General features: G+C 54.1%; 26 protein-coding genes and 1 pseudogene. 18 read left to right on the top strand and 9 right to left on the bottom strand.

The features are described 5' to 3' along the window. The first annotated feature begins 49 nt into the window (after nucleotides 1-49). The 18 genes and pseudogenes from C8273_RS00130 (at nucleotide 50) to C8273_RS00050 (ending at nucleotide 17,220) form a co-directional block, all read left to right on the top strand. The gene (locus tag C8273_RS00130) at nucleotides 50-793 is read left to right on the top strand and encodes a hypothetical protein (RefSeq protein WP_106625878.1); all 744 of its coding nucleotides are present in this window, start codon (nucleotides 50-52) and stop codon (nucleotides 791-793) included. A 310-nt stretch (nucleotides 794-1,103) separates the two neighbouring features. Then, nucleotides 1,104-1,910: a hypothetical protein gene (locus C8273_RS00125; protein WP_106625877.1), complete on the top strand. Its 807-nt coding sequence runs from the start codon at nucleotides 1,104-1,106 to the stop codon at nucleotides 1,908-1,910. Nucleotides 1,911-2,029: 119 nt separating this feature from the next. Continuing rightward, nucleotides 2,030-4,075 carry a dynamin family protein gene (locus tag C8273_RS00120; protein WP_106625876.1) on the top strand — a complete coding sequence of 682 codons (2,046 nt, stop codon included), beginning with the start codon at nucleotides 2,030-2,032 and terminating at the stop codon, nucleotides 4,073-4,075. After that, entirely contained in the window at nucleotides 4,059-4,682 is a 624-nt protein-coding gene (locus C8273_RS00115; RefSeq protein WP_106625875.1) for a hypothetical protein, read from the top strand. The genes C8273_RS00120 and C8273_RS00115 overlap by 17 nt, the downstream gene beginning before the upstream one ends. Continuing rightward, nucleotides 4,679-7,831 (top strand): ATP-binding protein, encoded by a 3,153-nt coding sequence (locus C8273_RS00110; protein ID WP_106625874.1) that lies wholly within the window; start codon nucleotides 4,679-4,681, stop codon nucleotides 7,829-7,831. Before C8273_RS00115 ends, C8273_RS00110 begins: the two co-directional genes overlap by 4 nt. 2 nt (nucleotides 7,832-7,833) lie before the next feature. Then, nucleotides 7,834-8,514 (top strand): HNH/ENDO VII family nuclease, encoded by a 681-nt coding sequence (locus C8273_RS00105; RefSeq protein WP_106625873.1) that lies wholly within the window; start codon nucleotides 7,834-7,836, stop codon nucleotides 8,512-8,514. A 13-nt stretch (nucleotides 8,515-8,527) separates the two neighbouring features. Next, nucleotides 8,528-8,929: an SMI1/KNR4 family protein gene (locus C8273_RS00100; RefSeq protein ID WP_106625872.1), complete on the top strand. Its 402-nt coding sequence runs from the start codon at nucleotides 8,528-8,530 to the stop codon at nucleotides 8,927-8,929. Nucleotides 8,930-9,501: 572 nt separating this feature from the next. Continuing rightward, nucleotides 9,502-9,747 (top strand): hypothetical protein, encoded by a 246-nt coding sequence (locus C8273_RS00095; RefSeq protein ID WP_106625871.1) that lies wholly within the window; start codon nucleotides 9,502-9,504, stop codon nucleotides 9,745-9,747. 18 nt (nucleotides 9,748-9,765) lie between these two features. Then, complete coding sequence (locus C8273_RS00090) at nucleotides 9,766-10,689, top strand: helix-turn-helix transcriptional regulator (RefSeq protein WP_106625870.1); 924 nt, start codon at nucleotides 9,766-9,768, stop codon at nucleotides 10,687-10,689. Nucleotides 10,690-11,136: 447 nt separating this feature from the next. Further along, nucleotides 11,137-11,724: a vWA domain-containing protein gene (locus C8273_RS00085; RefSeq protein ID WP_234343739.1), complete on the top strand. Its 588-nt coding sequence runs from the start codon at nucleotides 11,137-11,139 to the stop codon at nucleotides 11,722-11,724. An 18-nt stretch (nucleotides 11,725-11,742) separates the two neighbouring features. Then, entirely contained in the window at nucleotides 11,743-11,934 is a 192-nt protein-coding gene (locus C8273_RS00080) for a hypothetical protein (protein ID WP_106625869.1), read from the top strand. A 270-nt stretch (nucleotides 11,935-12,204) separates the two neighbouring features. Continuing rightward, nucleotides 12,205-13,349 (top strand): annotated as a pseudogene (locus tag C8273_RS00075) (recombinase family protein); the annotation flags it as partial. Between the two features lie 246 nt (nucleotides 13,350-13,595). After that, nucleotides 13,596-13,763 (top strand): hypothetical protein, encoded by a 168-nt coding sequence (locus tag C8273_RS12590; RefSeq protein WP_234343737.1) that lies wholly within the window; start codon nucleotides 13,596-13,598, stop codon nucleotides 13,761-13,763. Further along, nucleotides 13,760-14,716, top strand: coding sequence for a helix-turn-helix transcriptional regulator (locus C8273_RS00070; protein ID WP_234343736.1), 957 nt, complete (start codon nucleotides 13,760-13,762; stop codon nucleotides 14,714-14,716). The genes C8273_RS12590 and C8273_RS00070 overlap by 4 nt, the downstream gene beginning before the upstream one ends. 67 nt (nucleotides 14,717-14,783) lie before the next feature. Then, nucleotides 14,784-15,191: a YkvA family protein gene (locus tag C8273_RS00065; protein ID WP_106625868.1), complete on the top strand. Its 408-nt coding sequence runs from the start codon at nucleotides 14,784-14,786 to the stop codon at nucleotides 15,189-15,191. A gap of 127 nt (nucleotides 15,192-15,318) precedes the next feature. Further along, nucleotides 15,319-15,906 carry a vWA domain-containing protein gene (locus tag C8273_RS00060; RefSeq protein WP_106625867.1) on the top strand — a complete coding sequence of 196 codons (588 nt, stop codon included), beginning with the start codon at nucleotides 15,319-15,321 and terminating at the stop codon, nucleotides 15,904-15,906. A gap of 19 nt (nucleotides 15,907-15,925) precedes the next feature. Continuing rightward, complete coding sequence (locus C8273_RS00055; protein WP_106625866.1) at nucleotides 15,926-16,132, top strand: hypothetical protein; 207 nt, start codon at nucleotides 15,926-15,928, stop codon at nucleotides 16,130-16,132. Nucleotides 16,133-16,326: 194 nt separating this feature from the next. After that, a complete protein-coding gene (locus tag C8273_RS00050; protein ID WP_106625865.1) occupies nucleotides 16,327-17,220 on the top strand; it encodes an Rpn family recombination-promoting nuclease/putative transposase in 894 nt (297 codons plus the stop codon). Between the two features lie 95 nt (nucleotides 17,221-17,315). On the opposite strand, the gene C8273_RS00045 is transcribed toward C8273_RS00050, so the two are convergent. The 9 genes from C8273_RS00045 to C8273_RS00005 form a co-directional block, all read right to left on the bottom strand. Next, nucleotides 17,316-17,888, bottom strand: a complete 573-nt coding sequence (locus C8273_RS00045) for a hypothetical protein (RefSeq protein WP_106625864.1) — start codon at nucleotides 17,886-17,888, stop codon at nucleotides 17,316-17,318. A gap of 13 nt (nucleotides 17,889-17,901) precedes the next feature. Next, entirely contained in the window at nucleotides 17,902-18,723 is an 822-nt protein-coding gene (locus C8273_RS00040; RefSeq protein ID WP_106625863.1) for a TPM domain-containing protein, read from the bottom strand. Nucleotides 18,724-18,735: 12 nt separating this feature from the next. Continuing rightward, a complete protein-coding gene (locus C8273_RS00035) occupies nucleotides 18,736-19,848 on the bottom strand; it encodes a hypothetical protein (RefSeq protein WP_106625862.1) in 1,113 nt (370 codons plus the stop codon). 175 nt (nucleotides 19,849-20,023) lie between these two features. Further along, nucleotides 20,024-21,337: a TPM domain-containing protein gene (locus C8273_RS00025; RefSeq protein ID WP_106625861.1), complete on the bottom strand. Its 1,314-nt coding sequence runs from the start codon at nucleotides 21,335-21,337 to the stop codon at nucleotides 20,024-20,026. Between the two features lie 11 nt (nucleotides 21,338-21,348). Next, nucleotides 21,349-21,540: a hypothetical protein gene (locus tag C8273_RS12765; protein ID WP_234343735.1), complete on the bottom strand. Its 192-nt coding sequence runs from the start codon at nucleotides 21,538-21,540 to the stop codon at nucleotides 21,349-21,351. 60 nt (nucleotides 21,541-21,600) lie between these two features. Then, nucleotides 21,601-22,353, bottom strand: coding sequence for a hypothetical protein (locus tag C8273_RS00020; RefSeq protein WP_234343734.1), 753 nt, complete (start codon nucleotides 22,351-22,353; stop codon nucleotides 21,601-21,603). A 128-nt stretch (nucleotides 22,354-22,481) separates the two neighbouring features. After that, nucleotides 22,482-23,312, bottom strand: coding sequence for a TPM domain-containing protein (locus C8273_RS00015; protein WP_106625860.1), 831 nt, complete (start codon nucleotides 23,310-23,312; stop codon nucleotides 22,482-22,484). Nucleotides 23,313-23,324: 12 nt separating this feature from the next. After that, entirely contained in the window at nucleotides 23,325-24,443 is a 1,119-nt protein-coding gene (locus C8273_RS00010) for a hypothetical protein (protein ID WP_106625859.1), read from the bottom strand. 29 nt (nucleotides 24,444-24,472) lie between these two features. Continuing rightward, on the bottom strand, nucleotides 24,473-25,900 hold the full coding sequence (locus C8273_RS00005; protein WP_106625858.1) for an SPFH domain-containing protein: 1,428 nt from the start codon (nucleotides 25,898-25,900) through the stop codon (nucleotides 24,473-24,475). Between the last annotated feature and the right edge of the window lie 247 nt (nucleotides 25,901-26,147).

Genomic DNA, 26,147 nt, shown 5'->3' with positions numbered 1-26,147 from the left:
GGCGCGGCGATTCGCTCGTGTTTAGAATTTTTGAAAGAGAGGTATTCCAATGAAAAAGCTAATGTTGATTTCCTCCATACTGATCCTTGTTCTGTGCACTGCCTGCTCCAGCAGTGTTGTGGACAGCATCGGGAAAGATGTGGAGGATACCATCGCGCATTCGCAAAGTGCCAACGATAAATACGTGCAGATGGTCAGGAACGGCTATCCGAGCAGTCATCCGTCTGTGAGCTATGAGCAGGCGTTCACCGCCTTTTTCGGCAGTCCGCAGTGGAAACATTTTAAGGCGGAGGACGGCAGAGAGGTTGTCGAGTTTACGGGAGATTGCACCTATCAGGATGCACCGGTGAAAGCGCGGATTCAATTCGTCGTCAACGAGCAGCAGGGGACGTTTGAGACAGCATATCTGGCGTTCAATGAGGTGCCGCAGAACAAGCTGATCTTGTCGGCGCTGATCGAGAAAGCCTTTTCGTCGGTTCAAAGTCCGCAGAGCGCGGCAGGGAACAATGGACAGCCGATCTCTTACAGTGAGGCAAAGGGGCTCTTTCAGGCATGGCTCGACGCACACACATTCCCCGTTGTCGTTGAAGTCGGTGGCAGCGACCAGAAACTCCACAAGGTTTCCGGCTCGGACAGAGAATACTATATGTTCCAGATTCGTGGCATGACCCGTCTCCATGATGTTCTGGTGGAGCCGAATACGCGAGAGATGTTCATCTACGATACGGGCAAGCCCGAGCCGATCGAAGAATGGTATCAGAAATTCGTCGTGCCACAGAATAAAAAGAAATAGACGGGCATATACAAACCATTGTGTGATCCTTGGAAAAGAGAACACAATGGTTTGTGTCATGTGAGAAGAATCTTGTATGATTGATACTCCTTATGTTATAATTATCAGGAAATTAAAACGAGTGATAAATTACAGTATAGAGGATATCTATGCAGATGAGAAAAAGTTTTTGAGATATGCTTGATATAGACTTTATTTGTCCATGCAATTCAATATACTTACAAAAGCACTGATAAGTTCAGCATCATCATCCAATCTGAGGTGCTGTTTTATTAGGAGAGAGCAACCATGTACAGAGGAGGAAATCATCATGGCAGAGGCAAAGGGACAGGCGGACAGTCGGAGGGGCTATCTCGAAGTGGACGGCAGCGGGGCGATGACGGAACTCGTATTCCTGTTGGAGCTGAGCGGACCGATGGTGGATCTTGAGTCCGATGTGATCGACGGATTCAACGATATGATCGTGCGGCTCAGGGAGGAGCGGTCGGATATCCTTGTTTGGCTCTGGAAAGAGATCGCCGGTTGCATCGACCATAAAAAGATCACCCATTGCATTGACCATAATACCCGCGTGCCGATCACCGAGGAGTCCGCGCTCATCGAACAGGGCTGCTTTACGCGTCTCCTTACCCTTGCGAGACAGTATAGACGTGAACATCCCGAAGATTTCGTAGAGCAGGACAGCTCGCGTGGCAGAGGGGGAGTGTTCGATTCCATCGGCGCCAGCATTCACATGGCTCGGCAGGAGTACCGGAGGACGCGCCCCGAGGATCGCCCCATGCGTACAATGTTCATCATTGTCACGGACAACGCGAAGATCGAGCCCGAGAGCGGGGACTACTGGACACCTGACAGAGTGCGGGCGTTGGTACAGCAGCAGGAAGAGGAGGGCTGGGCGTTCATCCTTCTCGGTGCGAACATCGACGCAGTGAAGGTCGCAGGAGACATCGGCATCCCCACCGAGAATGCCGCCACGTTCGCCTGTGACGTGGCGGGCGTGCGCACGAACTTTGAGGCACTCAGTGCGATGATCTCCTCGTTTGCCAAAGGTGCGGGCATACCTCCGACATGGTCGAAATCGATTACCGAGCATCTCATGACATATGCGGAGCCTTGATACGAGTTCTTGATGAAGATAAAAATCAATGAAGGGTAATGATACAGAAAGATAGAATTTATATAAAATCAAGAAAATCTCTCGCATGAGTCCTTTTGCTATGGTGTGGAGGTATGAAGATGATTGCAAAAGATTATCAGCAAAACAAAAAAGAAGTTCTCTCGCTCTATCACGCATACGAGAACTTCTGCCAAAAAGCAGGGGTGAGCGTAGATGAGAGCATGAAAATCCAGGCACAGAAGATTAAGGATGAAGAATTCGTCCTCATGGTTCTGGGCGAGGCAAAGAGCGGCAAGTCCACCTTTATCAATGCATACCTTGGCACAGAGGTCGTGCCGATGGACGTGCGGCAGTGTACGAGCGCGATTATCAAAATCCGGCATGGCGGTGATTTTTGTCTGCTGGCACGGATGGCAGGCGGCGGGCAAACACGCGTGCGTGGAGCGGAGGGCATCCGGAATTTCCTGAAACAGCACGCAGCCCTTTCCGATGATTATCGTCAGATTCCCGTTTCGACCATCAACAGCGAATTGCTGTTGCCGGCACGGGGGAAGGCGATACCGGAGAGCGAGATCAGTGCATTCCTGCAGGCTGAACGGGGGAATAATTTTTACAATCTCAATGAAGATACATACAATAATCTGATTCGCCAGTACATCAAACAGGAGCAGCAGAATTGGAAGAAGATCATCACGGAGATTGAGATCGAGTGTCCGCTGCCGGATGCCATGCGTGGCATCACGATCATTGACAGCCCTGGAACGGGCGCAAACGGGAGCGTGGGGCGCATTGCCGAGGAATACCTTGTTCACGCGAATGCGGTCATCTTTGTGAAATCCCTGAGCGGTCAGGCACTGGAATCTACCTCGTTCATGAACTTTTTCCATAACGGATGCAAGGAAAAGCAGAAGGAGTCCCTGTTTCTCACGTTCACACGGATAGCCGATCTTTCTAAACAGGACTTCGACCGTCTTAGGGATCAGGCGGTTAATCTGTACAGCAAGGATATTGACAAGGAAAAACTCCTCTTTGTCGACAGCAAGATCCAGCTTGTTCTGAACCATTGTCGCATGCTTGAGACTGCGGAGCGCATTGGTGCGTATTATAAACAGATGGATGCGGAGGGCAATGACTTTGCTCCGGCAAGTATCTGCTGGCTGCAGAGTCGCGACGACGTGGCTCAATATATAGCAAAGATGGAAGCATTGTCCTCTTTTGATGATGTGCATGCCTCTTTGGAGAAGTTTGCACGAAAAGCACATTATATTCAGCTCATGGGATTTGTGGAGAATATCGACAGTGCATACAGGCGGCATAAGGGCAAATTTTCTGATGCCCTTCAGATGGCGAAAAAGCATCTTCACGACCCTGCGGCGCTGGAGCATGCCATTCGCGAAAAGAAAGAAGAAATCCAGGTGATATACAATAAAATAAATGATGGAGTTGTCGAAATATACAATGAGTACACAGATACCCTGAATAGGAATGGCATCGTTCATCTGACTGCAGAGAAACTGAAGAATGAATATGCAAGGGAATTGAACAATTTTAGCGATCTGCCCGAATATGAAATTAACGATCAGACCTTTCGGCAAATGAAAACAATGACGTTTGATGCCATTGAGCGCTCCAAGGATGTTCGTGCGCAGATTGCAGAATCATTCCTTGGAGCGTGCAATGAGCGACTGGTTCAGCTGGAGGCATCCGACGCTATTTCGGCAGACATCTATTTGCCGAATTTTACAGAATCGGATTTTGATTTGATTCGAACTCTGACACAAATGTATTCCGATGAATACAAGGAGATAGAGACGGGGTATACATTCAAATCCGTAGAGCGAACCCCCTATTATTCCCGGCGTAAGCATGTCAGACTGGTGGCGAAAAGCATCCGCGAGAGACTGGAAGCAGACATCGTCCCAAAGATGGTCGACAATGTGATTGACTATATCGAAGCGTGTAGGAAGGTATACACAAAAAAACTCACAGAAAATAAAGAGAGCATGGAGCAGGAATATGACAAACTGCTACGGGACAAGGAGGACAATGAAAAGCGCCAGCGGGATATCGCGCGTCTGGAGCAGAATCTGCATCTGATTGCGGAGGAGCAGACCAATACGATGAAGCTGAAAGGTGTGATCGCGAACTATGTTGACGTACGATGAAAAGGAGAAGATTCGTCAGCATATTGACCTCCTGATCAAATCCCTTCGCACAGATGCACTCTCCTCCGGTCTGGAGGGGCACGCATTGCTCGATCAGACGGTGCGTGCCACGGTGAACAGGCTCACGCCGGAGAGCAAGATGCTCCTCTCGGGCGTCTACAATATGCTCATGAAGAAGACGCTTGCCAAGCAGCTTTACAGCACACCACACAATCAAGCAGCATTTTATGAACTGGATATCCTGACGGAGCTGAACGAGAAATTCGTCTTCGATATCCCCGCGCAGATCAACTATGAGGAGAGCAGAGCCACACTCAACAAATGGGTTCGTTCTGGCGCGGTCATAGTGGTTGGTGGGGTCATCATCATCACCATGATAGTGATGCCGCCCGTCGGAATTGCCGCATTGATTGTGGCATTGATGGCGATTCTCCTTAGAGGCGGTATGCTCCGGAGGAGAGGAGGAGCGGGACGTGACAGTGCCGCCGCCCTGCTGGATGCATATTTTCAGAACGTTACGCAGTCCCTCTGCGCATGGGTGGACAGTATTGACGCATACTATGATGAAAAAATCTCGGCATTGGAGAGAAAGCTGGTGGAGCAATGAGTACAGAAGTACGATCGACTGAGAAGACGGAACTGCGGTCGTTCAAGAACGATACGCTGACGCTCGGACGGCACACGGAGACATTCCTGCGCGAGTTCTATCCTGTCTATGAACTGACGCAGACCGAATTTCAGGCAATCGAGACAGTGTCGGAGGAGGAGATCCTGCGTCAGTTCGTCTTTTACCGTATCGTGGAGTGTACGATCTACGATGTAGAGGACAAATTTGCCTACTTTGCAGATAAGATGCAGAAGATTTTTACCGCCGCCTATGCAATGCAACAGGCGATCTGCTACGGACTCGTTAGTCGCGAAGGGGAAACCTCGCTCGTTCTCGGTCTGCAGAACGCAGAGGGCGGAGTACAGCGCGACGATGTAAAGATTGTTGTGCAGGGAATCTTTCCCGGCATCAAACTCGAGGAGTGTAATGCGGCGCTTTCCCATACGGTGCAGTCAGCGGCAGAGCGCTATGAGGGCTGTGTCAGCGGTGTCCCCGCGCTGAAGATTGAGGGGGCGTATCAGGAAAGAGACCTCTCTGTCCTCATGCGCGCACTGAACGGGCAGAACTATACGATGCTCACACTCTGTCGTCCCATACCTGCGAAGCAGATCGCGGACAAGATCAACGCTGCAATCCGCATACAGGATCAGAGTTTTGCCATCTCCAAGCGTACCCTATCCATGCAGGAGGGCTACAGTGAGGGGAATACGCATACCGACTCCTACAACGAGACGGAGTCCGAAGGAACGACGATGGGCGTATCCGCTGCGCCCCTGTTCGCACTTGCAGGGCTGGCGGCTGCGGGACCAAAGGGGGCGCTTGCCGGTGGCTTGATCGGTACGCTTTGCGGCATCAATGTGTCGAAAAATACGGGGCATCAGGAGACCTACGGCTACAGCGATGCCATCAGTCGGACCATCAGCAAAAATAAGAGCGTGACGGCGGATGTTCAGAACGGCTTTGCCCTCGAACTTATGAAGATGGCGGAAACGCAGGTCGAGCGGTTGAAGATTGGACGCAACATCGGGATGTGGGAGTCCTTTGTGTCGTTCTCCTCAGATCGGGCAGTGGCGGACAGTATTTTGCGGGGCTATCTCTATAGCGAAATGGCTGCGGGGCTTCCGGAGGTGCTGCCGCCTGTCACCCTTTCGCGCAGAGTACAGCGCAAGGGTGGCGCTGTGCAGATGATGATTCCGAAGGATTTTTTCTCGGGAGGAGCGTCGAAGCTGTCTAGTCTGCTCACCTCGGAGGAACTCTGTGGGATCTGCACTATTCCGATGGACAATACGGTCGGATTCGAGCTGCGTGAGTCCAAGGGGTATGCACTGAACTATGGGGGTGTCCCTGCGAAACGGGTACTGGGGAAGCTATGCGAGTATGACCGTTTGCTCGGGAATGTCCCATTTGGGCTGGACGATGAGGCACTGAACAAGCATACCTTTGTCTGCGGGATTACGGGGAGCGGGAAAACGAATACGGTGAAGAAGATCCTCGCAGTGGCGAAGAAGCCGTTCCTCGTTGTCGAACCTGCCAAAAAGGAATACCGCAATATCGTCATCAACGGCGAACTCACTGTATATACGCTGGGACGACCGGAACTCAATAGCCTGCGCATGAATCCGTTCTACATCATGCCGGGCATCAGTCCCCAGCAGCATATCGACGCACTGAAGGATCTGTTCAGTGCCTCCTTCGGATTTTACGGTCCCATGCCGTATATCTTTGAAAAATGCCTGTACCGCATCTATGAGCGCAGGGGGTGGAACCTGGTCTTTGGCTTCCATCCGTGCTTTGGAGATCGCAGTCGCATCAGCGGACTGTTTGAGGAGGAGGCGCTGCGCCGCAGCTATGAGCAGGAGGGCCATCATTTCTTCTTCCCGACGATGCAGGACTTGAAAGAGGAGATTGACTACTATCTCGAGCATGGGATGGAATATGACCATGAGCTGAAGGGTAACATCAAGAGTGCCATCAAGGCGCGGATTGACAGCCTCTGCGTCGGCGCAAAAGGTTATCTCTTCAATACGGTCGAATTTCCCAATATGAAGGAAATGCTCGGCAGTAATGTCGTGATCGAACTCGAGGGTCTGGCGGATGATGCGGACAAGGCATTCGGACTGGGGCTTCTGATCATATACGTCAACGAGTGCCGGCAGACGGCAAAGGAACTGGGCGCAGAGAAGGGGCTGCAGCATCTGCTTGTGATTGAGGAGGCGCACCGCCTACTTAAGAATGTCCCCGCAGAGATGGACAAGGAGGTCGGAAATGCGAAGGGTAAGGCGGTCGAGCATTTCACGAATATGCTTGCCGAAATGCGCTCCTACGGGCAGGGCGTGATCGTTGCGGAGCAGATCCCAACGAAGATTGCCCCCGATGTCATCAAGAACTCCTCGAATAAGATCATCCATCGAATTGTGGCGAAGGACGATCAAGAGGCAGTCGCGAATACCATCGGGGTTCATCCCGCAGATGCGATCTACCTTGGGAACAGTCGGCAGGGGTATGCGCTCTGTCACACGGAGGGGATGGTACAGCCTGTTATCGTAAAATTTGATAGGGTGTCCTCCAATCACGTGCTGGATGTTAAATTCTTTGCGGAGGGGGCGGCAGAGAAGATCGCCGCTATCAATCGCGCTATGATGACAGCGGCGCTGCACAGGGAGATCCTTGACTATAGCGGGCGGGCGCTCATGTCGCTCCTGTACGTCGATGATGCGGATCAGATCTATCGCGGCTGCGAGATGTTCAGGGAGCGGCTGGAACGTCGTCTGCGCGAGGAGAATGTGAGCCTCATCCCTGAGAAAGCAGTACATGATCGTCTTGCAGAGTGCGTCTGTGAGGGTGTGGGTACGTTGCTGGCGCATGGGGTGTTTTCGGGAGACAGGATACCGACGGATACACTGCTCGCGGCAGTCCGTGCGAATCTGGTCGGCGCTTCGACACAGGAAAAACTGGAAGCAGTGCAGAAGGAACTCGCGGCGTTCTATGGAAGGGACACAAAGGGGATGGCAGTAAAGACTGCTGCGGGACTGTTCGCCATAGATTATAAGCAGGGAAAAGACCTCGCGCACAGTGTGACGGAGTATCTGCTCCTGCCGGATAAAAATTTTTACAAGGATGTAAAGTGCGTCTATGAAAGGAGGGCGTAGCGATGGTTCAGGAAATCGCTGCAGCAATCGCCGAGAAGGGGCGCGTCGTAGCAGAGGCGGCAAAAAAGGACATAGAGTCTTGGGGGAAGCGTTTGGATAATATCCACATTCATGAAGAGCGTGGCCCGCTCGCGGAGAAAATGGAGGACATCAGGACGCTTTCACCGGAGCAACTGCAGCTTCGGATGGAGAAAATCCTGCGGCAGGGCGAATATGAAGCGCCTAGTGAGACGAAGGGGGAAATTCGTTCGCTGACAGATGAGGAGAAGCAGCGGATCAAGGATGAAACAGGGTGGTCGGATGAGATCGTTGATGCCATCGGAAGCATGGAGGAATATGAGATCTACAAGAAAGCGGGGCTGGTCGAGGCGGAGGTGGATGGGAAGAAATGCCTCGTCCGCACAGATATCAACTGGGATCAGGTGGATGAGAAGGGACGGACGAACCGTGAACGCGTCGAGCGCGGACTTTCCCCGCTGGACGAGAACGGCAAGCCCATTGAACTGCACCATATCGGACAGCATGCGGATTCTCCGCTTGCCGAGCTGACCTTTGAGGAGCATCGCTGCAACGGCAACGACACTATCCTTCATAATAAGGGGGTTGAAACCGAGGTTCATGGCGAAGGAAGCACATGGAATCAGGAACGAGCCGATCATTGGAAAGATCGTGCGACGCAGTAAGGAGGACTGTATCATGAGTGATATCGTTGCAAAGATGAGGGAGATTCCCGAACTTGAGGCAATCAAGGGCTGTACGAATCAGCAGATCAAGGAGGCTCAGGAGGCTCTGAATCTGACCTTTCCCGAGGAGTACATGAACTATGTGAAAGCCTTCGGCTGCATTGACTTCATGGCAACAGAGTGGACGGGGCTGAACATTGAGGGCCGACTCAACACGGTTGTGGCGACGAAGGCGGAGCAGTCGGTGAATCCTGCGTTTCCACGTGGCTTCTTCGTCCTCGAAGATTTAGCAGTGGATGCGAAAAAAGCAATCGTCAATGAGGCGGGGGAGGTATACCTCCTGCAGCGGGATCGGTGGACGAAAATCTGTGACAGCATCTCCGACTATCTTGACCTTTGCCGTAAGCGGGCTTGAAGTTTCTGCGCTACTTGTACCTATAAAAATAGGGGTATAGGGGAGGACAATTTCAAAAAACAGAGGAAAACCTTCTCAGAACAACGGAAAAAGAGGACACGGATACAGGCGCCTTATGTGTTCGCCCATATTCGTGTCCCGCTGTTTCGTTTTTATTTCGCTTACCTTTATGCTGAATCTTCTAGTGGTGCGAGATGTCACGCTACCGTGTTCTGTTGTATCTTTGCATCTTCTTTCATCCGCGTGAAGGTTGCCGCAGATATGTCTTTGAACCCCCATTGTGCTTCGCGCAGATATACAGCTTCTTTGTGTAATACTCCAAGCATCCAAGACATCGGTTATGCCTATAAATTATTCCACCTTTGAAAAAGAATGTGCGATGGTTTTGTATTATGTGAGAATAATCTTGTATGATTGATATTCCTTATACCATAATAATCGGGAAACAAATAAAAAAATAGATAAACAACTTTATGTTCACATGAAAAAACAACATTATCTTACCCATGGTCTGTCCATGTCGATTACTATGATGAGCTTACAGTGGATGACTTGAATGGGAGGCGAATGGTATGGGCTACATCGCAGGTATCTTTGTTATTGGACCGATAATAGGTGCAGTGATTTTGCTCCTCTATGGATTGGTGACGGATCCTATTGCGACTATTTTGTTTGTTGTTGTTGGCATCCCTGCAGCGTTGCTTATGGTCTTTCTCTTTTTTGCGGGGCGGTGTTGGTTGTTTCGTCTGCTACACCATCTGGGATATGTGGATGGAGATTGGGATGGTTGTTGGGATTGGCATTTGAGGAAGAAATAGTACGGATGAGGTGAGGCTGTGGAGCTTGACTACAAAGAGAACAAGGGCTTTCGTCTGCTGCAGCTGTACGAGCGGCTGAGTCGGGGCGAGGTCGTCAGCAAGGCGGAGCTGGCGCAGAAATTTGCCGTGACGGACAAGACCATCCAGCGCGACATCGAGGAGCTGCGCGCCTATCTCGCGGAGACGCGTACCGATGAGGGCGAGGCATCCGTTGTCTATGATCGTGCAAGAGGCGGCTATCTGCTCACGCATGCGGCAAGTGAGTGGCTGACGAATGAGGATGTGCTCGCCGTCTGCAAGATCCTCCTTGAGAGCCGCGCGTTCTGCAAGGAGGAGCTCGATGCCCTCCTCAAGAAGCTGCTGCGGCAGACCGCGCCGCAGGATCGCGCGCAGGTCGGGAAGCTGATCCGCAGCGAGCGGCATTACTATGTCCCGCTGCGCCACGGGAAAAAACTGCTCTCCGCGATCTGGGAACTCTCGCAGCACATGACGGCACAGCATACGATACGCATTTCCTACTGCCGTCAGGACGGCGCGGAGCGCGTGCATGAGGTGAATCCCGTCGCCATCATGTTCTCCGAGTATTACTTTTATCTCATCGCCTATCTGGCGGACGGGCGCAAAGAGTTCCCAACCATTTTCCGCATCGACCGCGTCATGAAATTCGAGCCGACAGGTGAGACCTTCCGCGTGATTCACAAAAAAAGATTCAGTGACGGAGAGTTTCGTAAGCGTATCCAGTTTATGTACGCAGGTGAACTCCGCTGCGTCACCTTCGACTACAGCGGCACCTCGGTCGAAGCCGTCCTCGACCGCCTTCCCACGGCGAAGATTATTTCGGAGGAGAACGGTGTGTATCGAATTGCCGCTGAGGTCTACGGCAACGGGATTGATATGTGGCTGCGGAGTCAGGGGGACCGGGTACATGTAATTGAGGAATAGTGTGTCTTATTTTGATGTATGCAGATTTATTAAAATGGAGCGTTCATAATGAATGACAAAGAAAATGCAGTAATAACAGTGGATGAATATGAATAGGAATCCTTTGATCTCGATGCAATGGAGCAAAAGCTGGCGGAAGAGTTCGGAGATAATTTGACCGGTCTTGAACAGCTAACAGAAGAGCATAAACTGATTGGCGATCCCGATGGGATTAGTATAGTTGTGATGTATTGTGTGTGCGAGGCATAGCTCTCAAATTAAGAAGTCTTCTTGTGAGGAACTGACGATTATCAGAGGCGAAGATTTTAGAGCTTCAATAGAAAAGTAAACAAGAAAATTTACAATTTACACATCTGATAGACACTATATATCCTTCTTCTTCCCTATACTATAACCATAGTCAGGCGAAAGCCACAGGTTTGGTATAGAGATGAAGGAGGATTTTTTATGAAGAAGGGATTGACGGAGCTGGTGTTCATCGTCGATCGGAGCGGGTCGATGTCGGGACTCGAGAAGGATACGATCGGCGGATTCAACGCAATGCTGAAGGAGCAGGCGGAACTTGAAGGTGAGGCGCGTGTGACGACGGTGCTGTTCGACAATCAGTACCGTCTGCTGCATGACCGCATCGACATCCGTGCGGTTGCGCCGCTCTCGGAGAAGGATTATCGTGTGGGCGGCGGCACGGCGCTCCTCGATGCAATCGGGCGTACGATTGAGAAGATTCGTGCGGTGCAGAAGCAGACGGCAGAGGACTACCGTGCGGAGAAGGTGCTCTTTGTCATCATCACGGACGGAGAGGAAAACTCCAGTCACAAGTATTCGGCAGCGCAGATCAAGGAACGAATCGAACATCAGAAGGAAAAGCACGGATGGGAGTTTGTCTTCTTCGGAGCGAATATGGATGCGGTCATGGAGGCGGCGAAGATTGGCATTGGAGCTGAGTTCGCGCGGGGGTGGATGGCGAACGCCGCAGGGACAGCGATTGCATATAACGATATGTCGGCGATGACAGCGGCGTTTCGGATGCGCTAAGGATAGGGGGCATTACGAATGAGCACGTTGAGAACGGTCGGAATTGCGGTGGCAGTTTTTGCAACAGGTCTCCTTGGTTATGGCATCTACAAGGCGATGGAGGATGAGGACGAGCAGGCATGCGCCTCGGATGATTTGACGGATTTGGATGAGATGGAGGATGATGAGGAAGTAGGTGATGACTACGAGGATGATGTTGTCTATGTATGATGAGAAGCCCTACTACAAAAAGTCATTAGGAAACGTGGCTTCAATGACTAATTTTTAGATTTTCGTGTCTGGTTTTGCCGCTAGGGGGTGCAAAATCTCGACTTAGGGGGGTGCAAATGCACCCCCCTTTTGCTATGCCGAGAAGCCTTGATTTATGCGGCTTCATGAATGATACTCGCTTAACGATAGGCAGGGGGGTGCAAGGGGGTGCATCGTTAATCGGGTATAGGGGGTGCATCGTTAGATTGTATCAAAATTAGGGGTAAGACGGAACTCCTTATCACGATTATGTCCAGCCTGGCTCAGGAGGAAGCCGCAGCATCTCGGAGAACACCACATGGGGCAAGCGCAAGCAGTTCGCCGAGGGCAAGACCAGTGTGGGCTACAGTGCGTTTCTAGGCTATGACAAGGATTTCAAAATCAACGAAGAACAGGCGAAAATCGTAAGGCTCATCTACAAGCTATTCGTTGGAGGTCGATCCTTCTATGCCATCACCAAGGAGTTGGAGAAGCGGGGAATCAAATCCCCGTCGGGAAAGAACAAGTGGTACATTTCTACGGTGCGCTCCATTCTTACCAACGAGAAGTATCGTGGCGATGCGTTGATTCAGAAGGAGTATACGGCGGACTTCCTCGATAAGACGAGACGGAAGAATACGGGTGAGATTCCGCAGTGCTATGTGGAAGAGCACCACGAGGCAATTATCTCTCCGGACTTATTCGACTTTGTGCAGCTGGAGATAAAACGTAGAGAGCAGAACGGAAAACACAGCAGCGTGAGTATTTTCGCGAACAAGATCAAATGCGGCTGCTGCGGCGCATGGTACGGGGCGAAAGTGTGGCACTCCACAGATAAGTACCGCAGGGTCATCTACCGCTGCAACAAGAAATATGCCCACAAAGGGAAGCCGTGCAGTACAAGGCATCTGACCGAGGAGGAGATCAAACAGATTTTCGTCAAGGCACTGAACTCCTTGATGGAAGTCAAAGAGAACGTGATTACAGAACTCCGCTCCTTTATTGACGGCGTTTGTCAAACAGGGGAGTTGATGGAGGAGCACGATAGCGTAGAGCAGGAGCTCGGCGTTTTGGCAGAACAGCTTGAAACACTGATTCGCGAAAACGCACGGGTGGCACAGGATCAGACGGCATATCTGAAACAGGAAAATGAGATTCGCGCACTCTATGTGGAAAAGCAGGGGCATCTGGCGAGGTTGGACGAGCGAATTGCCGAGAGGGAGAGCAAGAGAAAGACCTTGGAGACCATGATTCAAGTGGTATATGGTATCAACGGAGAACAAGTCGAGTTTGACGAGGAGCTATGGAGTGGGCTGCTCGAGCACATTGTGGTTAAGGAGGGCGGAGCGGCAGTCGTTGTTTTCAAGGGTGGGATTGAGGTTGATGTTGGAGGGTAATGTCCCAAGGACGCAAAAGAGAGCTTCCATTTGTCATATTTGGCATCCGGAAGGTATTTTTTACGTAAAGAATTATTAGGAACACGACTTTTTTTATGTTATAATTTGATTATATTGAAAGTTCGTTGACGATTTGCAAATAATGTTATCCATCCCACAATATGTCCATGCAAAGGATTATGATAGTAATAGATCAGAGAATCCTCTCACTGGAAATTTTCTTTTGCGATAGAATGGAGTGGCGATATGGCAATCATTTTGAACTTGATCGTTATACCGATCATGGCACTGTTTTACTCGATATATGACATGTTCGGTGTCATGGGTGTACTGATTTTTCTTGCAATGGTCGTAATCGTCGTTGGAACGATGGCCTTTCTGGATACGAGCAGCGATGATGCGACCGAGAAATGAACGTGAAACGAGGGGAGATCGTGGAGCTTGACTACAGAGAGAACAAGGGCTTTCGACTGCTGAGTCTCTATGAGCGGCTGAGTCGGGGTGAGATCGTCCGCAAGGCGGAACTCGCGCAAAAATTTGCCGTTACGGACAAGACCATTCAGCGCGACATCGAGGAGCTGCGCGCCTATCTTGCAGATACGCGCGTCGATGAGGGCGAGGCATCCATCGTTTATGACCGAAATCGCGGCGGCTATCTGCTCACGCGCGCCGCGAGCGAGTGGCTGACGAATGAGAATGTGCTTGCCGTCTGCAAGATCCTCCTTGAGAGCCGTGCCTTCTGCAAGGAGGAGCTCGACGCTCTCCTAAAGAAGATGCTGCGACAGACCGCACCGCAGGATCGCGCACAGGTCGGGAAGCTGATCCGCAGCGAGCGGCATTACTATGTCCCGCTGCGCCACGGGAAAAAACTGCTCTCTGCGATCTGGGAACTCTCGCAGCACATGACGGCACAGCAAACCATCCGCATTTCCTATTGCCGTCAGGACGGCACGGAACGCATGCACGATGTGAACCCCGTCGCCATCATGTTCTCCGAGTATTACTTTTATCTCATCGCCTATCTGGCAGACGGGCGCAAGGAGTTCCCGACCATCTTCCGCATCGATCGAATCGTACGTTTCGAGCCGACGGGCGCGACCTTCCGCGTGATTCACGGCAGGAAGAAATTCAGTGACGGCGAGTTCCGCAAACGCATCCAGTTCATGTATGCTGGCGAACTCCGCCGTGTCACCTTCGACTACAGCGGCACCTCCGTCGAGGCTGTCCTTGACCGCCTCCCCACGGCGAAGATTATTTCGCAGGAGAACGGTGTGTATCGCATTACCGCCGAGGTGTATGGAAATGGGATTGATATGTGGCTACGAAGTCAGGGGGATGCAGTGAAGGTGGTGGAATCTCTCTCATGATTGGCTTTTTTAGAAAGCTGCTGTGAACGTGTCATCGGATTGGTCTATTTGAAAGGGCGGTTATCGTATGAGCACACATGATGATATCAAAGTCGAGGAGATTGAGAATCTGGACTTTGAGAAGTATGAGGAAAAATACTCTGAGTCTGGGCTGTGGGACAAGATTCGCAAGAACATCGCAAAGATCGGTGTGAAGGTGATCTATCAGGCACTGCTCCTTTACTATGTGGCGCAGTCGCCAAACTGCCCGCCGAAGATCAAGGCGGGCATCATCGGTGCGCTCGGTTATCTGATCTCGCCGTTTGATCTGATTCCAGATATCATGCCCGGCATTGGCTATGCGGATGATGCCGTCGCGGTTGCAACGGCGGTTGCACTCGCCCAGATCTATATCACAGACGAGATCAAAGCGCAGGCAAAGGCGAAGCTTGCGGATCTCTTGGGTGAGGATGTGCTTGAAAATCTCGATGATTGAGTCCGAAAAGTTTTTGCGTGGATCAAAAAATCAAAATAGACAAAACATGTCCTCCTTCCTCCCTATACTGTAACCATAGACAGGCGAAAGCCGCAGGTTATGGTATCGAGACGAAGGAGGATTTGTCATGAAGAAGGGATTGACGGAGCTGGTGTTTATTGTCGATCGGAGCGGGTCGATGGCGGGGCTTGAGAAGGATACGATCGGCGGATTCAACTCCATGCTGAAGGAGCAGGCGGAGCTTGCCGGCGAGGCGCGAGTGACGACGGTGCTGTTCGACAATCAGTATCGGCTGCTGCATGACCGGATAGACATCCGTGCAGTTGCGCCGCTGACGGAGAAGGATTATCGTGTGGGCGGCGGCACGGCTCTCCTCGATGCCATCGGGCGCACGATTGAGAAGATCCGTGCGGTGCAGAAGCAGACGGCGGAGGACTACCGTGCGGAGAAGGTGCTCTTTGTCATCATCACGGACGGGGAGGAGAACTCCAGCCGCAAGTATTCGGCGGCGCAGATCAAGGAGCGGATCGAGCACCAGAAGGAGAAGTACGGCTGGGAGTTCGTCTTCTTCGGCGCGAATATGGACGCGGTCACGGAGGCGGCGAAAATCGGCATTGGCGCGGAGTTCGCGCGAGGTTGGATGGCGAATGCCGCAGGGACGGCCGTGGCGTATAACGCCATATCGGCACTCACGACGGATCTGCGGACGCGGTAACGGAGCGGAGGGCAGAGAAATGAGCACATTGAAAACGGTTGGAATCACGACGGCACTTCTTGTAACAGGTCTCCTTGGCTATGGCATCTATAAGGTGATGCAGGATGAGGATGAGCAGGAATGCTCCTCGGATGATTCGGCGGATTGGGTTGAGATGGAGGAGGCGGAGGAAGACGCGGACGAAGACGTATTCGATGATGCGGAGGATGATGTTGTCTATGGATGAAGGGCGTTTCTGCTGATTCATATCGAGCGACATGATACCTTTCGTTGGCTTTATGTTATCGACGCAAAGAGAGCTTCCATTCGTCCGATCCGGTGATTGGAAGCTCGTTTTATTGCAGGAACTATTTTCAGTCTTGACAATATTTGGTGCAGTGCATACTATGATGGTAGAACAATATGAGGAGGATCGACACAGTGAGAATGCTCAAGAAGGATGTTCCTGCGGAATATGGTGTGTTGATTCAAAAGTTCCGCCTGATTGATGATACGTTTTTCAACGTATGTTTTGACAACTTCACCGAAGGAATGCAGCTTCTGCTGCGTATCTTCTTTGGACGGGACGACCTTGTCGTCAAGCATGTTGTTACGCAGCAGAGTGCAGACAATCTTTATGGACGTGGTGTGCGTTTTGATGTGCTGGCGGAGGACAGTGAGGGACGACTCTACAACTGTGAGGTTCAGCGTGCCAACGAAGGTGCGGTGCCATGTCGAGCACGCTACAACAGCAGTATGATGGATGCGCGAGAGCTGGCAAAAGGTGCAGATTTTTCCGAACTTCCGGCAACATGGGTGATCTTTATCACGGAAAATGATGTCTATGGTGCGGGATATCCGCTCTATCATGTTGAAAGGATCGTCCAAGAGTTACAGCGGTCATTTGATGATGGGGCGCATATCCTTTACGTCAACGGGGCAAACCGTGAAGACACTCCGCTCGGACGGCTTATGCAGGATTTTTTCTGTGAGAGCCCGGAGCAGATGAATTACCAAGAACTTGCCAAACGCGCTGATTACTTTAAGGCAGAAGCAGAGGGGGTAAATGCCATGTGCGAGCTGATGGAGAAATTTGGAGAGAAGAAGCTGGAAGAGGGGCGTATTGAGGGCCGTGAGGCGGGGCTTCTGGAAGGTCGTGCTGAAGGGCGTGTTGAGGGGCGTATGGAAGGACGTGTGGAAGGACGCATCGAGGCGGCTCGCCGGACGGCTACGGCGTTGCTCGCTTTGGGAAAACTCACGCTTTCTCAGATTGCTGAGGCGACACAGCTATCGCAGGAAGAGGTGGAACGGTTGGCAGGAACGACGGGAGTATAGGACGAAAATTATTAAGGAATCGCTGAATTTATCAGTGCTTCCCATAAGCACGAAAAACCACTCAAATGCGGGTGGTTTTTTGTGTGCAGAAATACTCAGATCTCGGTGCGGAAGTGAATTGCCTGAATGATGCCCGCATCGTCGATATCGAAGGTGAGCGTAGCGGCTTTGTCATCAAATGCGTATGTGCAGGCGGTGAGCCCATCCTCGTTTGTCTCGGAGAAGGAGGGTTCGCCGTACATCTCCTCGATGTCCTCGTAGCTCTTTCCGACACAGAGTCCGCTGAGGGTGCGGACGCTCTTGCCCATGATATCGTAGCTCGTCACGGTCAGCGCACCGGCGTCGCGCGTATCCTTCGCGCCTGTGACGGCGCGGAAGACGAAGGGCTCGGCACCGTTGAAGGTAAAGGTGATGAAGCGCATGCCGTCGCCCGTGAAGTCCTTGCCCTGGTAGTCGTCCGCAAGCCCTGCGCGGACGATAGCCCTGCGGGCATCAGCGAGTGTGGCTTTGCGTGGTTCCAGTCGATTCTGCTCGCCCGTAGCCGTATCATCCAGGACAAGTGTCGCTTCCCAATAGGTCATGCCGTGGGCCGATGCTGTCGCTGCACCGAGGAGGATGCCTGCGGCAAACAGGGCGGTGCAGAGAAGGCTGAGGAATCGTGTTTTCATGATAATCACTCCTTTAGTATTTTCCACCGCCGCCGCCGTGATCGCTGTCACTGCTGGAGGTGGTGATGTGGGAACCGGAGGACGAGGTTTTTGGCTCGTATTTCGCCCGCCGGGATTCTGAGGTGCGGATGTAGATGTCTTTGCTGTGTGTGATGCGGACACTGCTGTATGAGAGGTAGTCATCTGCCTCGGAGGCGTGCTCGGTGGTATCCATCCCCTCCTCAAGGTAGGAGGAAATTGAACCATAGACGATCGCTGCGAGGAGAAGAGCCGTGCCGAGAATCCCGACGATCGCCCACGGATCGAGGGGGATGTACGGTTTGCCCTCCTTCTCGTAGTAGGTCAGCATCTCGTCCACGGTGGCGGCAAATGCGGTGTATGCCTTGCCGTATTCGTTGTCCTTGAGATCGGGGACGAAGCTGTCTGCGAGGTACTCGATGCCGTACTCATCGGTGATGCGCTTGCGCATCTTGTTGTCGGTGGAGACGTAGAAATCACGGTCTTTCGGCGCGACGAGGAAGACGATCGTGCCGTTTGCGCCGCCATCCATGATCCGATCGACGACCGCATTTGCAAGCTTGCCGAGCACCTGTCCGTGCGTGTCCTTGATGTTGCCGACGAGGATGCGCACGCCGTGCGCTTTTTCAAAGGCGGCGATGCTGGCATCGAGTTCCTGCTCCTCGGCATCGGTGAGGAGATCCGCCTCGTCGATCACGCGTGCGTTTCCGATGTCAGAGGCATCCGCCGCCCTTGGTACGGTGAGGCTGAAAAGGCTGAGACAGAGGAGGAGCAGGGCGAGAATGGGGCTGTATCGTGATTTTTTTTCGATTGTCATGTGCCGTACCTCCTACCAGTCCAAGATCAGCCAGCCGATGTAGCAGGTGATGAGAAAGACGAGGACGGCGGGCACGAGGGGGTAATAGCGTTCCTTGAACTTGTCCCGCGGCAGCGAGGAGCTGACGACTTTGCCGGTCTGTCCGTTCATCATGAAGGTGTACGGCTTTCCCTTGTAATTCGTGGTAAGGATCCAGACGGGCAGCATCGCATAGCAGACATTCCCCTCTTCCTTATGGATCAGCGGCGCGCCCTCGGGGGTGATGTTGCTGTAGTTCTTGACCGTGGTGGCGAGAACCCAGGAGGCGCTCTCTGCGAGACGGCTGTCGGCACGCGGCAGGGATTCCTTCACGTCGACATCGTACTTGTCCGCGAGATGCCCTGTGAAATATGCGGCGGAGAAGGGAACGAGCTCCTTGTAGTCGAACGGCTCGATGCTGTCCATGAAGGAGTCGTCCATGCGCACACTCGCGTCGACGGGGATGCCGTGGAAGGTCATCTCGCCGCTGCGCTCGCAGCGGTAGTGGGATGTTTCGGTGACGGTCTCATTCGTTGTTTCGCGGGTGTTCCTGCGCTCCGCATTGAAATTTGCATCGACGTTCACATGTGCGTCGAACAGCCAGAAGGGGACGTACATGGACTGGATCTCTTTGATGCGGTTCTCGGAGGTGAACTCCTTAGGGAGCAGGCGTTTTCCCTTGTAGAACTCGGTGAGTGCGGCGATTGCCTCCTCCTTCGTCTTCTTGAACGGGATGATGACATCGGGGCGCAGCATGCCGTCGAAGCGGCGCGGGATCATGTTCGGGCTGCCGCAGTAGGCGCACTCGGTCGCCATGGTGTTGCCGTCGGAGACGAGCTCTGCACCGCAGGATGAGCACGTCTGGATCATCATGTGCACCGTTTCGGCATCATCCCATGTGCCGGAGACGTTCTCGATGTTCCACTGCGCCTCTTTTTTCTCCGCCGCATCCACTGCCTTTTCCTGCTTCTTTTCGAAGAGGGCATCCATCTCTGCGATGCTGATCTTGGCATCGCAGAACTCACAGGTGACGTGGCTATGTCCGGGGAGGAAGGTGAGCGGCGCACCGCATTTGGGGCATTTGTAGCTGACACTTGTATCGGGCATGGGCACCTCCAGGGAATCGCTGATAATAATGAAGTCCGTCAGATTGGCATAGATTTTTTCGTCCGAACAAGGAGGCAGACCGGACGCATAGCAAAAGCTATGTGGAGGATTTGCAGGCATTGTTCGGGCAAAAAAGATGCACTAAGATGGCGCGGCTGAATTTATCGGCGCTTCCCTAATATTTCCCGCCGCCGCCGCCGTGGCTTTCGTCGCGGCTGGAGGTGGAGATGTAGGAACCCGAGGAGGACGAGGAGGAGGAGGTCTCCTTGTACTTCGTCCGACGGGCCTCTGTGGTGCGGAGGAAGACGTCCTCTTTGTGCGTGAGGCGGAAGCTGCCCCGCTCGACGTAGTCGTCCGCCTCGTGGGCGCCCCTCACACTGAGCATGCTGTCCGAGAGATTGGCAAAGACGAACCAGTAAACGATGGCAGCAGGGATCAGCGCGCCGACGAGGGTGACGATGGTGAGCAGGAAGGCATCCGGGTTGAAGGGCTTTCCTTCCTTTTCGTAGTAGGTCACCATCTCGTCCACAGTGGCAGCAAATGCGGTGAATCCCTCGGCGTATTTGTTCTCCTTCAGGGAGGGGACGAACTGCCCGGCGAGGTGTTCGATGCCGTCGTCGTCGGTGATGCGCGTGCGCATCTTGTTGTCGGTGGAGATGTAGAAGTCGCGGTCCTTCGGCGCGAGGAGGAGGACGATGGTGCCGTTTGCACCGCCGTCCGCGATGCGGTCAACAACGCCGTTGGCAACCTTGCCGAGCACTTGTTTGTGCGTGTTCTTGACCGTACCGATGAGGATGCGGATGCCGTGCGCCGCTTCATAGGCGGCGAGCTTCGCGTCGAGTGCCTGCTCCTCGGCATCGGTGATGAGGTCGGACTCGTCGATCACGCGCAAAGCACCTAGTCCCGCATCCCCTGTCTGTGTCCCCCCAGCTGCGACTGCACGTGCAACGGCACTGAGCGCGCCGCCCGTGGTGAAGGGCTTGCCTTCCTTCTCGTAGTAGGTGAGCATTTCGCCCGCGACTTGACCAAATGCCGTGAACATATCGGCGTATTTCTTGCTCTCGAAGGCGGGCAGGAATTTCTCCGTGAGGTGCTCAATGCCCTCGTCGGTAATGCGTGTCCTGAGCTTTGCATCGGTGGCGACGTAGTAGGTGTTGTTTTCGGGCGAGAGGAGGAGCAGGACTGCGCCATGTTCACCGCCGGGAGCGATGGTCTTGATGATGTTCTCCGCGAGCGGCTTCAGCGGCTTGTCTTTCCAATCACCGACGATTGCCGCGAGGATGCGGATGCGGTGTGTCCGTTCCACTGCCGCGAGCTGCGCATCGAGTTTTTGCACCTCGGCATCGGAGAGGAGGTTCATCTCGTCGATGACGCGTGCGTTTCCGGTGCCTGAGGCATCCGCCGCCTTGGGGACGGCGAGGAGAATGCTGAGGCAGAGGAGGAGCAGGGCGAGGAGCGCACTGCGTCCGTTGGTTGTTTTGTTCATCATGTGCCGCACCTCTACAGATCAAACATGAGGCAGCCGATCCAGAAGAGGACGGCGAAGACGAGGGCGGACGGGATGAGCGGGTAGACATACTCCTTGAATGTATCCTTGGGCAGATCTGCACCGACGAATTTGCCGGTCTGTCCGTTCATCATGAAGGTGTAGGGCTTGCCCTGATAGTTCGTGGTGAGGATCCAGACGGGCATCATGGCGTAGCAGACATCGCCCGACTGCTTTCAGATCTTCGAGCTGCCGCTCGGGGCGGTTCAGTCGTAGCCGCTGACGGTTTTGCTCAGCGCGTGGATGACGCTCGCCGTGAGGCGCGTATCGGCGCGCGGCAGGGATTCCTTGACATCGACATCGAATTTGTCGGCGAGGTGTCCCGTGAAATACGCAGCGGAGAAGGGGCGGAGCTCGCTGTAGTCGAACGGCTCGATGCTGTCCATGTACTTGTCGTCCATGCGTTTGCTCGCGTCGACGGGGATGCCGCGGAACGTCATCTCGCCGCTGCGCTCGCAGCGATAGTGGCTGGTCTCGATGATGATCTCGTCCGCCGTCTCACGCCGACTCCTCGTTTCCGCGCTGAAGTCCATGCTGGCGCTTACCTGCGCGTCGAACAGCCAGAAGGGGACGTACATGGACTGGATCTCTTTGATGCGGTTCTCGGAGGTGAACTCCTTCGGGAGCAGGCGTTTCCCCTTGTAGAACTCCGTGAGTGCGGCGACTGCCTCCTCCTTCGTCTTCTTGAACGGGATAATGAAGTCGGGGCGCAGCATGCCGTCGAAGCGGCGCGGGATCATGTCCGGGCCGCCGCAGTAGGCGCACTCGGTCGCCATGGTGTTGCCGTCGGAGACGAGCTCTGCACCGCAGGAGGAGCAGGTCTGGATCATCATGTGCGCCGTTTCGGCGCCGTCCCATGCGCTGCCTGCATTCTCGGTGTTCCACTGCGCTTCTTTTTCCTCCGCCTTCTTTGCTGCTTGCGCTGCCTGTTCCTGCTTCTTTTCGAAGAGGGCATCCATCTCGGCGATGCTGATGTTCGTATTGCAGAACTCACAGGTGACGTTGTTGTGTCCCGGGAGGAAGGTGAGCGGTGCACCGCATTTGGGACATTTGTAGCTGACGCTTGTATCTGCTATAGGGTTGCCTCCTAAAACTTCCCGCCGCCGCCGCCGTGGCTGCTGTCGCTGCTGGAGGTGCTGACATTGGAGCCGGAGGAGGATTCCTTCTTTTCCTTGGTCCGACGTGTGACGGTGGTGTAGAGGAAGTCATCCTCGCTGCGCGTGAGCTGGAAGCTGTCCTGATTGAGGTAGGCATCCGCCTCGGCGGCGGACCTGACGTTGCTCTCATACTCGTACAGCATGTAGTAGATGGTGCCGCCGAGGATGAGCGAACACGCGAGAGCGATGCCGAGTGCCATGAGGTTAAAGGCATTGGCGGGATCGTACGGCTCGCCTTCCTTCTCGTAGTAGGTCAGCATCTCGTCCGTGGTTGCCGCAAATGCGGTGAATGCGGCGGCGTACTTGCCCTCCTTCAGATCGGGAAGAAATTCACCTGCCAGGTAGTCCACGCCCTTGCCGTCGGTGATGCGCGTGCGCATCTTGTTGTCGGTGGAGATATACCAGTCGCGCTCCTTCATCGAGAGGAGGAGGACGATGGTGCCGTTCTCACCGGGGATCTGGTCGACGACATTGTTTGCGACCTTCCCCAGTGCTGCGCCGCCCGTATCTTTCATCGTGCCGACGAGGATGCGTACCTTATGCGACTGTTCGACGGCGGCAAGTTTTGCGTCAAGCGCTTTTTCCTCATCCGCCGTGAGGATATCCGCCTCGTCGACGACGCGTGCTGCTTCGAGGCCCTGTTCCTGTTGTGCCTTAGGCGGAGGTGCCTGCTTCGGCACGGCGAGGGCGATGGAGGTCAGGCAGAGGAGCAGGAGGAGGGCGAGGAGTGCGCTGAGGCTCTTTTTATTTTTCGTAAACATTGCTGCGCCTCCTTAATCCGACAGAACGAACTTCGCGAGGAAGTAGAAGATGGGGATGCTCACGATCGCGGGGATGATGGAGTAGAGCAGCACCTTCGCCCGGTCGATGGGGACGGAGCCGACGACCTTGCCGGTCTGTCCGTTCATCATAAAGGTGTAGGGTTTCTCGTGATATTTCGTCGTGAGGATCCAGACGGGTGCCATCGCGTAGCTGACGGTGCCGTCCTCCTTGATGACGCTTGCCTCGCCGTCGAGAGAGCAGCGGTCGTAGCCCTTGACGGTGCTCTCGAGAACCCCGACAGCGCTTCTGTTGACGCGTTTGTCGGCACGCGGGACGCTCGCCTCTGCGTCCACGTCGTATTTGTCCGCGATGTGTCCCGTGAAGTAGGCGGCGGAGAAGGGGACGAGTTCGCTGTAGTCGAACGGCTCGATGCTTTCCATGTATTTGTCGTCCATGCGCTCGCTGCCGTCGACGGGGATGCGCTCAAACGCCATGGAGCCGCTGCGCTCGCAGCTGTAGTGACTGGTCTCGGTGATGATCTCGTCCGAGGTCTCGCGCACGCTGTCGTTCTCGGCGCGGAAGGTCGCGCTCGCGCGCACCTTCGAGTCGAACAGCCAGAACGGGACATACATGGACTGGATTTCCTTGATGCGGTTCTCGGAGGTAAATGCGCTCGGGAGGATGTATTTCCTGAGACCCTCGCTGTAGAACTCCTTGAGTGCGGCAATGGCGTCCTCCTTCGTCTTTTGGAAGGGGATGACGAAGTCGGGGCGGAGCATGCCGTCAAACTTGCTTGGGATCATGTTCGGGCTGCCGCAGTAGGCACACTCGGTCGCCATGGTGTTGCCGTCGGAGACGAGTTCTGCGCCGCAGGAGGAGCAGGTCTGGATCTTCATGGCATCTGCTTCGCCGGTATCCCATTCGCTGCCCGCACCCTCGGTCTTCCACTTCGATTCCTTTGCCTCAGCGGCGAGGGCTGCCTTTTCCTGTGCTTTCTGGAAGAGCGACTCAACGGTTGCAACGTCAAGCTCGGTGTTGCAGTACTCGCAGGTTACGTGGTCGTGCCCGGGCAAAAAGGAGAGGGGCGCGCCGCAGTTGGGGCATTTGTAGCTGACGCTTGTATCTGCCATATCAATCACCTCTCTTTTAAAAGAAAAATTTACTGCTTGTCGTTCTCGTCAAACACGTCGCCGCACTGCGGACAGAACTTCGGCGGGTGGGTGGGATCGTCGGGCTTCCAGCCGCACTTGTCGCACGCATAGAGCGGTGCGCCCGCCGGCTTTGGTTTGCCGCAGTTCGCGCAGAACCTGCCCTGGTTCATTGTGCCGCACGAGCACTGCCACCCCTCGGCAGACGGCTGCGGCTTGCCGCACTCGGCGCAGAATTTGCCCGTGTTGCCCGTGTGCCCGCAGGGACAGTTCCACGTATTCACCGGAGCAGGCTTCGGCTTGCCGCAGCCCGCACAGAATTTGCCGGTATTGCCCGTCTGTCCGCAGGAGCATGACCATCCTGCTGCCGCGCCGCCCGCTGCCATGCCGCCGACTGCTGCACCGCCTGCGAGCGGATTGCCCTGCGGTGCCGGACCGCCCTGCGGGCCGAACGCGCCCATCGCGCTCATGCCGGCATTGCCCGCCATGCCCATGCCCATGAAGCCGAACGCGCCGCCCATGCCCGCCTCGTTGCCGGCGGCGGTGCGCATGGCGTCTGCCGTCGCGCTCGCGAGACGACCGGCGCGCAGGTTCGGATCGCTCATGATCGCGCTGTCCTGGATCTCCTTGATGCGCTTCTCGTCCTCTTCGTCCGCCTTGACGCTCGACACACCGAAGGAGACAATCTCAATGCCGCGCCGCTTGCCCCACTCGTCGGACAGCTCCGCGGACAGCTCGTTGCGGATGTCCTTCGTGTAGTTGATGAGCTGCGTGTAGCGGATGCCCTTTGCCGCGATGCGCCCGAACGTCGGCTGCAGGGCGGTGAGCAGCTCGCTCTTGAGCTGCGAGTCGATCTCGCTGCGCTCGTACACGCCCTCGACATTGCCGCAGACATTCGTATAGAAGAGGATCGGGTTCACAATGCGGTAGCTGTACTCGCCGAAGCAGCGGATGTTGACGTTCAGCATATACTGGCCGATCATGGTCTCGAACTGGATCGACTGCGCCGTCCCGTACTTGTTGCCCATGATCTCCTTCGTGTTGAAGAAGTAAATGCGCTGATCCTTGGGCGCATCGCCGCCGAATGTGAAACGCTTGCCGATGTTCTTCAGTACGGATTTGAGGTCGTTCGCGAGGTCGCCGCCGAAGACCGTCGGCTCGGTCGAGCTGTCGTAGGTGAACGCGCCGGGTTCTGCGCAGATCTCGACGACCTTGCCCTGCTCGACGATAATCATGCACTGCCCCTCGTTGACCGCGATGACGGAGCCGTTCGTGATGATGTTGTCCGTCGCGCTCGTATTGGAGCTGCGGCCGCTGACGCGCTTCTGCCCCTTTGCAACGAGCGAATCCTTGTCAAGGCTGTCGCAGTAGAAATATTCCTTCCACTGGTCGGCGAGCACGCCGCCGACAGAGCCAACTGCTGCTTGGATGAGTCCCATGCTTCTTCCTCCTTTGGATGAATAAACGTGAGTGTTCTGAAAGTTCTCCTATATTGTAACACAATACAAAAAAAATGGATACTGTCATAAATGACAGGTCGAGCAAAAAAATTTAGAAAATGATACAAACTTACATGCCTAAGGGCACCATCATAAATGAAAAGTTTAGATTCATAGCGGCAATCCGTATGCTATAATTGAATAGACGGTATAAGACCGGTTCTTTTTTGAGCCTAGAGCCCGTGAT

The sequence above is a fragment of the Candidatus Centipeda massiliensis genome (genome assembly GCF_900290285.1).
GTDB lineage: Bacteria > Bacillota > Negativicutes > Selenomonadales > Selenomonadaceae > Centipeda > Centipeda massiliensis.
This window is presented reverse-complemented; position numbering and strand designations above follow the sequence as displayed.

What these genes read in the sequence shown, in the direction of transcription:
- C8273_RS00105 (WP_106625873.1), top strand. Translation starts at nt 7,834, where the DNA reads ATGGTTCAGGAAATCGCTGCAGCAATCGCCGAGAAGGGGCGCGTCGTA.
- C8273_RS00045 (WP_106625864.1), bottom strand. Translation starts at nt 17,888, where the DNA reads ATGAAAACACGATTCCTCAGCCTTCTCTGCACCGCCCTGTTTGCCGCA.
- C8273_RS00025 (WP_106625861.1), bottom strand. Translation starts at nt 21,337, where the DNA reads ATGATGAACAAAACAACCAACGGACGCAGTGCGCTCCTCGCCCTGCTC.
- C8273_RS00070 (WP_234343736.1), top strand. Translation starts at nt 13,760, where the DNA reads ATGAACGTGAAACGAGGGGAGATCGTGGAGCTTGACTACAGAGAGAAC.
- C8273_RS00060 (WP_106625867.1), top strand. Translation starts at nt 15,319, where the DNA reads ATGAAGAAGGGATTGACGGAGCTGGTGTTTATTGTCGATCGGAGCGGG.
- C8273_RS00095 (WP_106625871.1), top strand. Translation starts at nt 9,502, where the DNA reads ATGGGCTACATCGCAGGTATCTTTGTTATTGGACCGATAATAGGTGCA.
- C8273_RS00010 (WP_106625859.1), bottom strand. Translation starts at nt 24,443, where the DNA reads ATGGCAGATACAAGCGTCAGCTACAAATGCCCCAACTGCGGCGCGCCC.
- C8273_RS12590 (WP_234343737.1), top strand. Translation starts at nt 13,596, where the DNA reads ATGGCAATCATTTTGAACTTGATCGTTATACCGATCATGGCACTGTTT.
- C8273_RS00015 (WP_106625860.1), bottom strand. Translation starts at nt 23,312, where the DNA reads ATGTTTACGAAAAATAAAAAGAGCCTCAGCGCACTCCTCGCCCTCCTC.
- C8273_RS00100 (WP_106625872.1), top strand. Translation starts at nt 8,528, where the DNA reads ATGAGTGATATCGTTGCAAAGATGAGGGAGATTCCCGAACTTGAGGCA.
- C8273_RS00125 (WP_106625877.1), top strand. Translation starts at nt 1,104, where the DNA reads ATGGCAGAGGCAAAGGGACAGGCGGACAGTCGGAGGGGCTATCTCGAA.
- C8273_RS00005 (WP_106625858.1), bottom strand. Translation starts at nt 25,900, where the DNA reads ATGGGACTCATCCAAGCAGCAGTTGGCTCTGTCGGCGGCGTGCTCGCC.
- C8273_RS00080 (WP_106625869.1), top strand. Translation starts at nt 11,743, where the DNA reads ATGAGCACGTTGAGAACGGTCGGAATTGCGGTGGCAGTTTTTGCAACA.
- C8273_RS00130 (WP_106625878.1), top strand. Translation starts at nt 50, where the DNA reads ATGAAAAAGCTAATGTTGATTTCCTCCATACTGATCCTTGTTCTGTGC.
- C8273_RS00110 (WP_106625874.1), top strand. Translation starts at nt 4,679, where the DNA reads ATGAGTACAGAAGTACGATCGACTGAGAAGACGGAACTGCGGTCGTTC.
- C8273_RS00115 (WP_106625875.1), top strand. Translation starts at nt 4,059, where the DNA reads ATGTTGACGTACGATGAAAAGGAGAAGATTCGTCAGCATATTGACCTC.
- C8273_RS00065 (WP_106625868.1), top strand. Translation starts at nt 14,784, where the DNA reads ATGAGCACACATGATGATATCAAAGTCGAGGAGATTGAGAATCTGGAC.
- C8273_RS00120 (WP_106625876.1), top strand. Translation starts at nt 2,030, where the DNA reads ATGATTGCAAAAGATTATCAGCAAAACAAAAAAGAAGTTCTCTCGCTC.
- C8273_RS00040 (WP_106625863.1), bottom strand. Translation starts at nt 18,723, where the DNA reads ATGACAATCGAAAAAAAATCACGATACAGCCCCATTCTCGCCCTGCTC.
- C8273_RS00055 (WP_106625866.1), top strand. Translation starts at nt 15,926, where the DNA reads ATGAGCACATTGAAAACGGTTGGAATCACGACGGCACTTCTTGTAACA.
- C8273_RS00020 (WP_234343734.1), bottom strand. Translation starts at nt 22,353, where the DNA reads ATGGATGCCCTCTTCGAAAAGAAGCAGGAACAGGCAGCGCAAGCAGCA.
- C8273_RS00085 (WP_234343739.1), top strand. Translation starts at nt 11,137, where the DNA reads ATGAAGAAGGGATTGACGGAGCTGGTGTTCATCGTCGATCGGAGCGGG.
- C8273_RS00035 (WP_106625862.1), bottom strand. Translation starts at nt 19,848, where the DNA reads ATGCCCGATACAAGTGTCAGCTACAAATGCCCCAAATGCGGTGCGCCG.
- C8273_RS12765 (WP_234343735.1), bottom strand. Translation starts at nt 21,540, where the DNA reads ATGCCCGTCTGGATCCTCACCACGAACTATCAGGGCAAGCCCTACACC.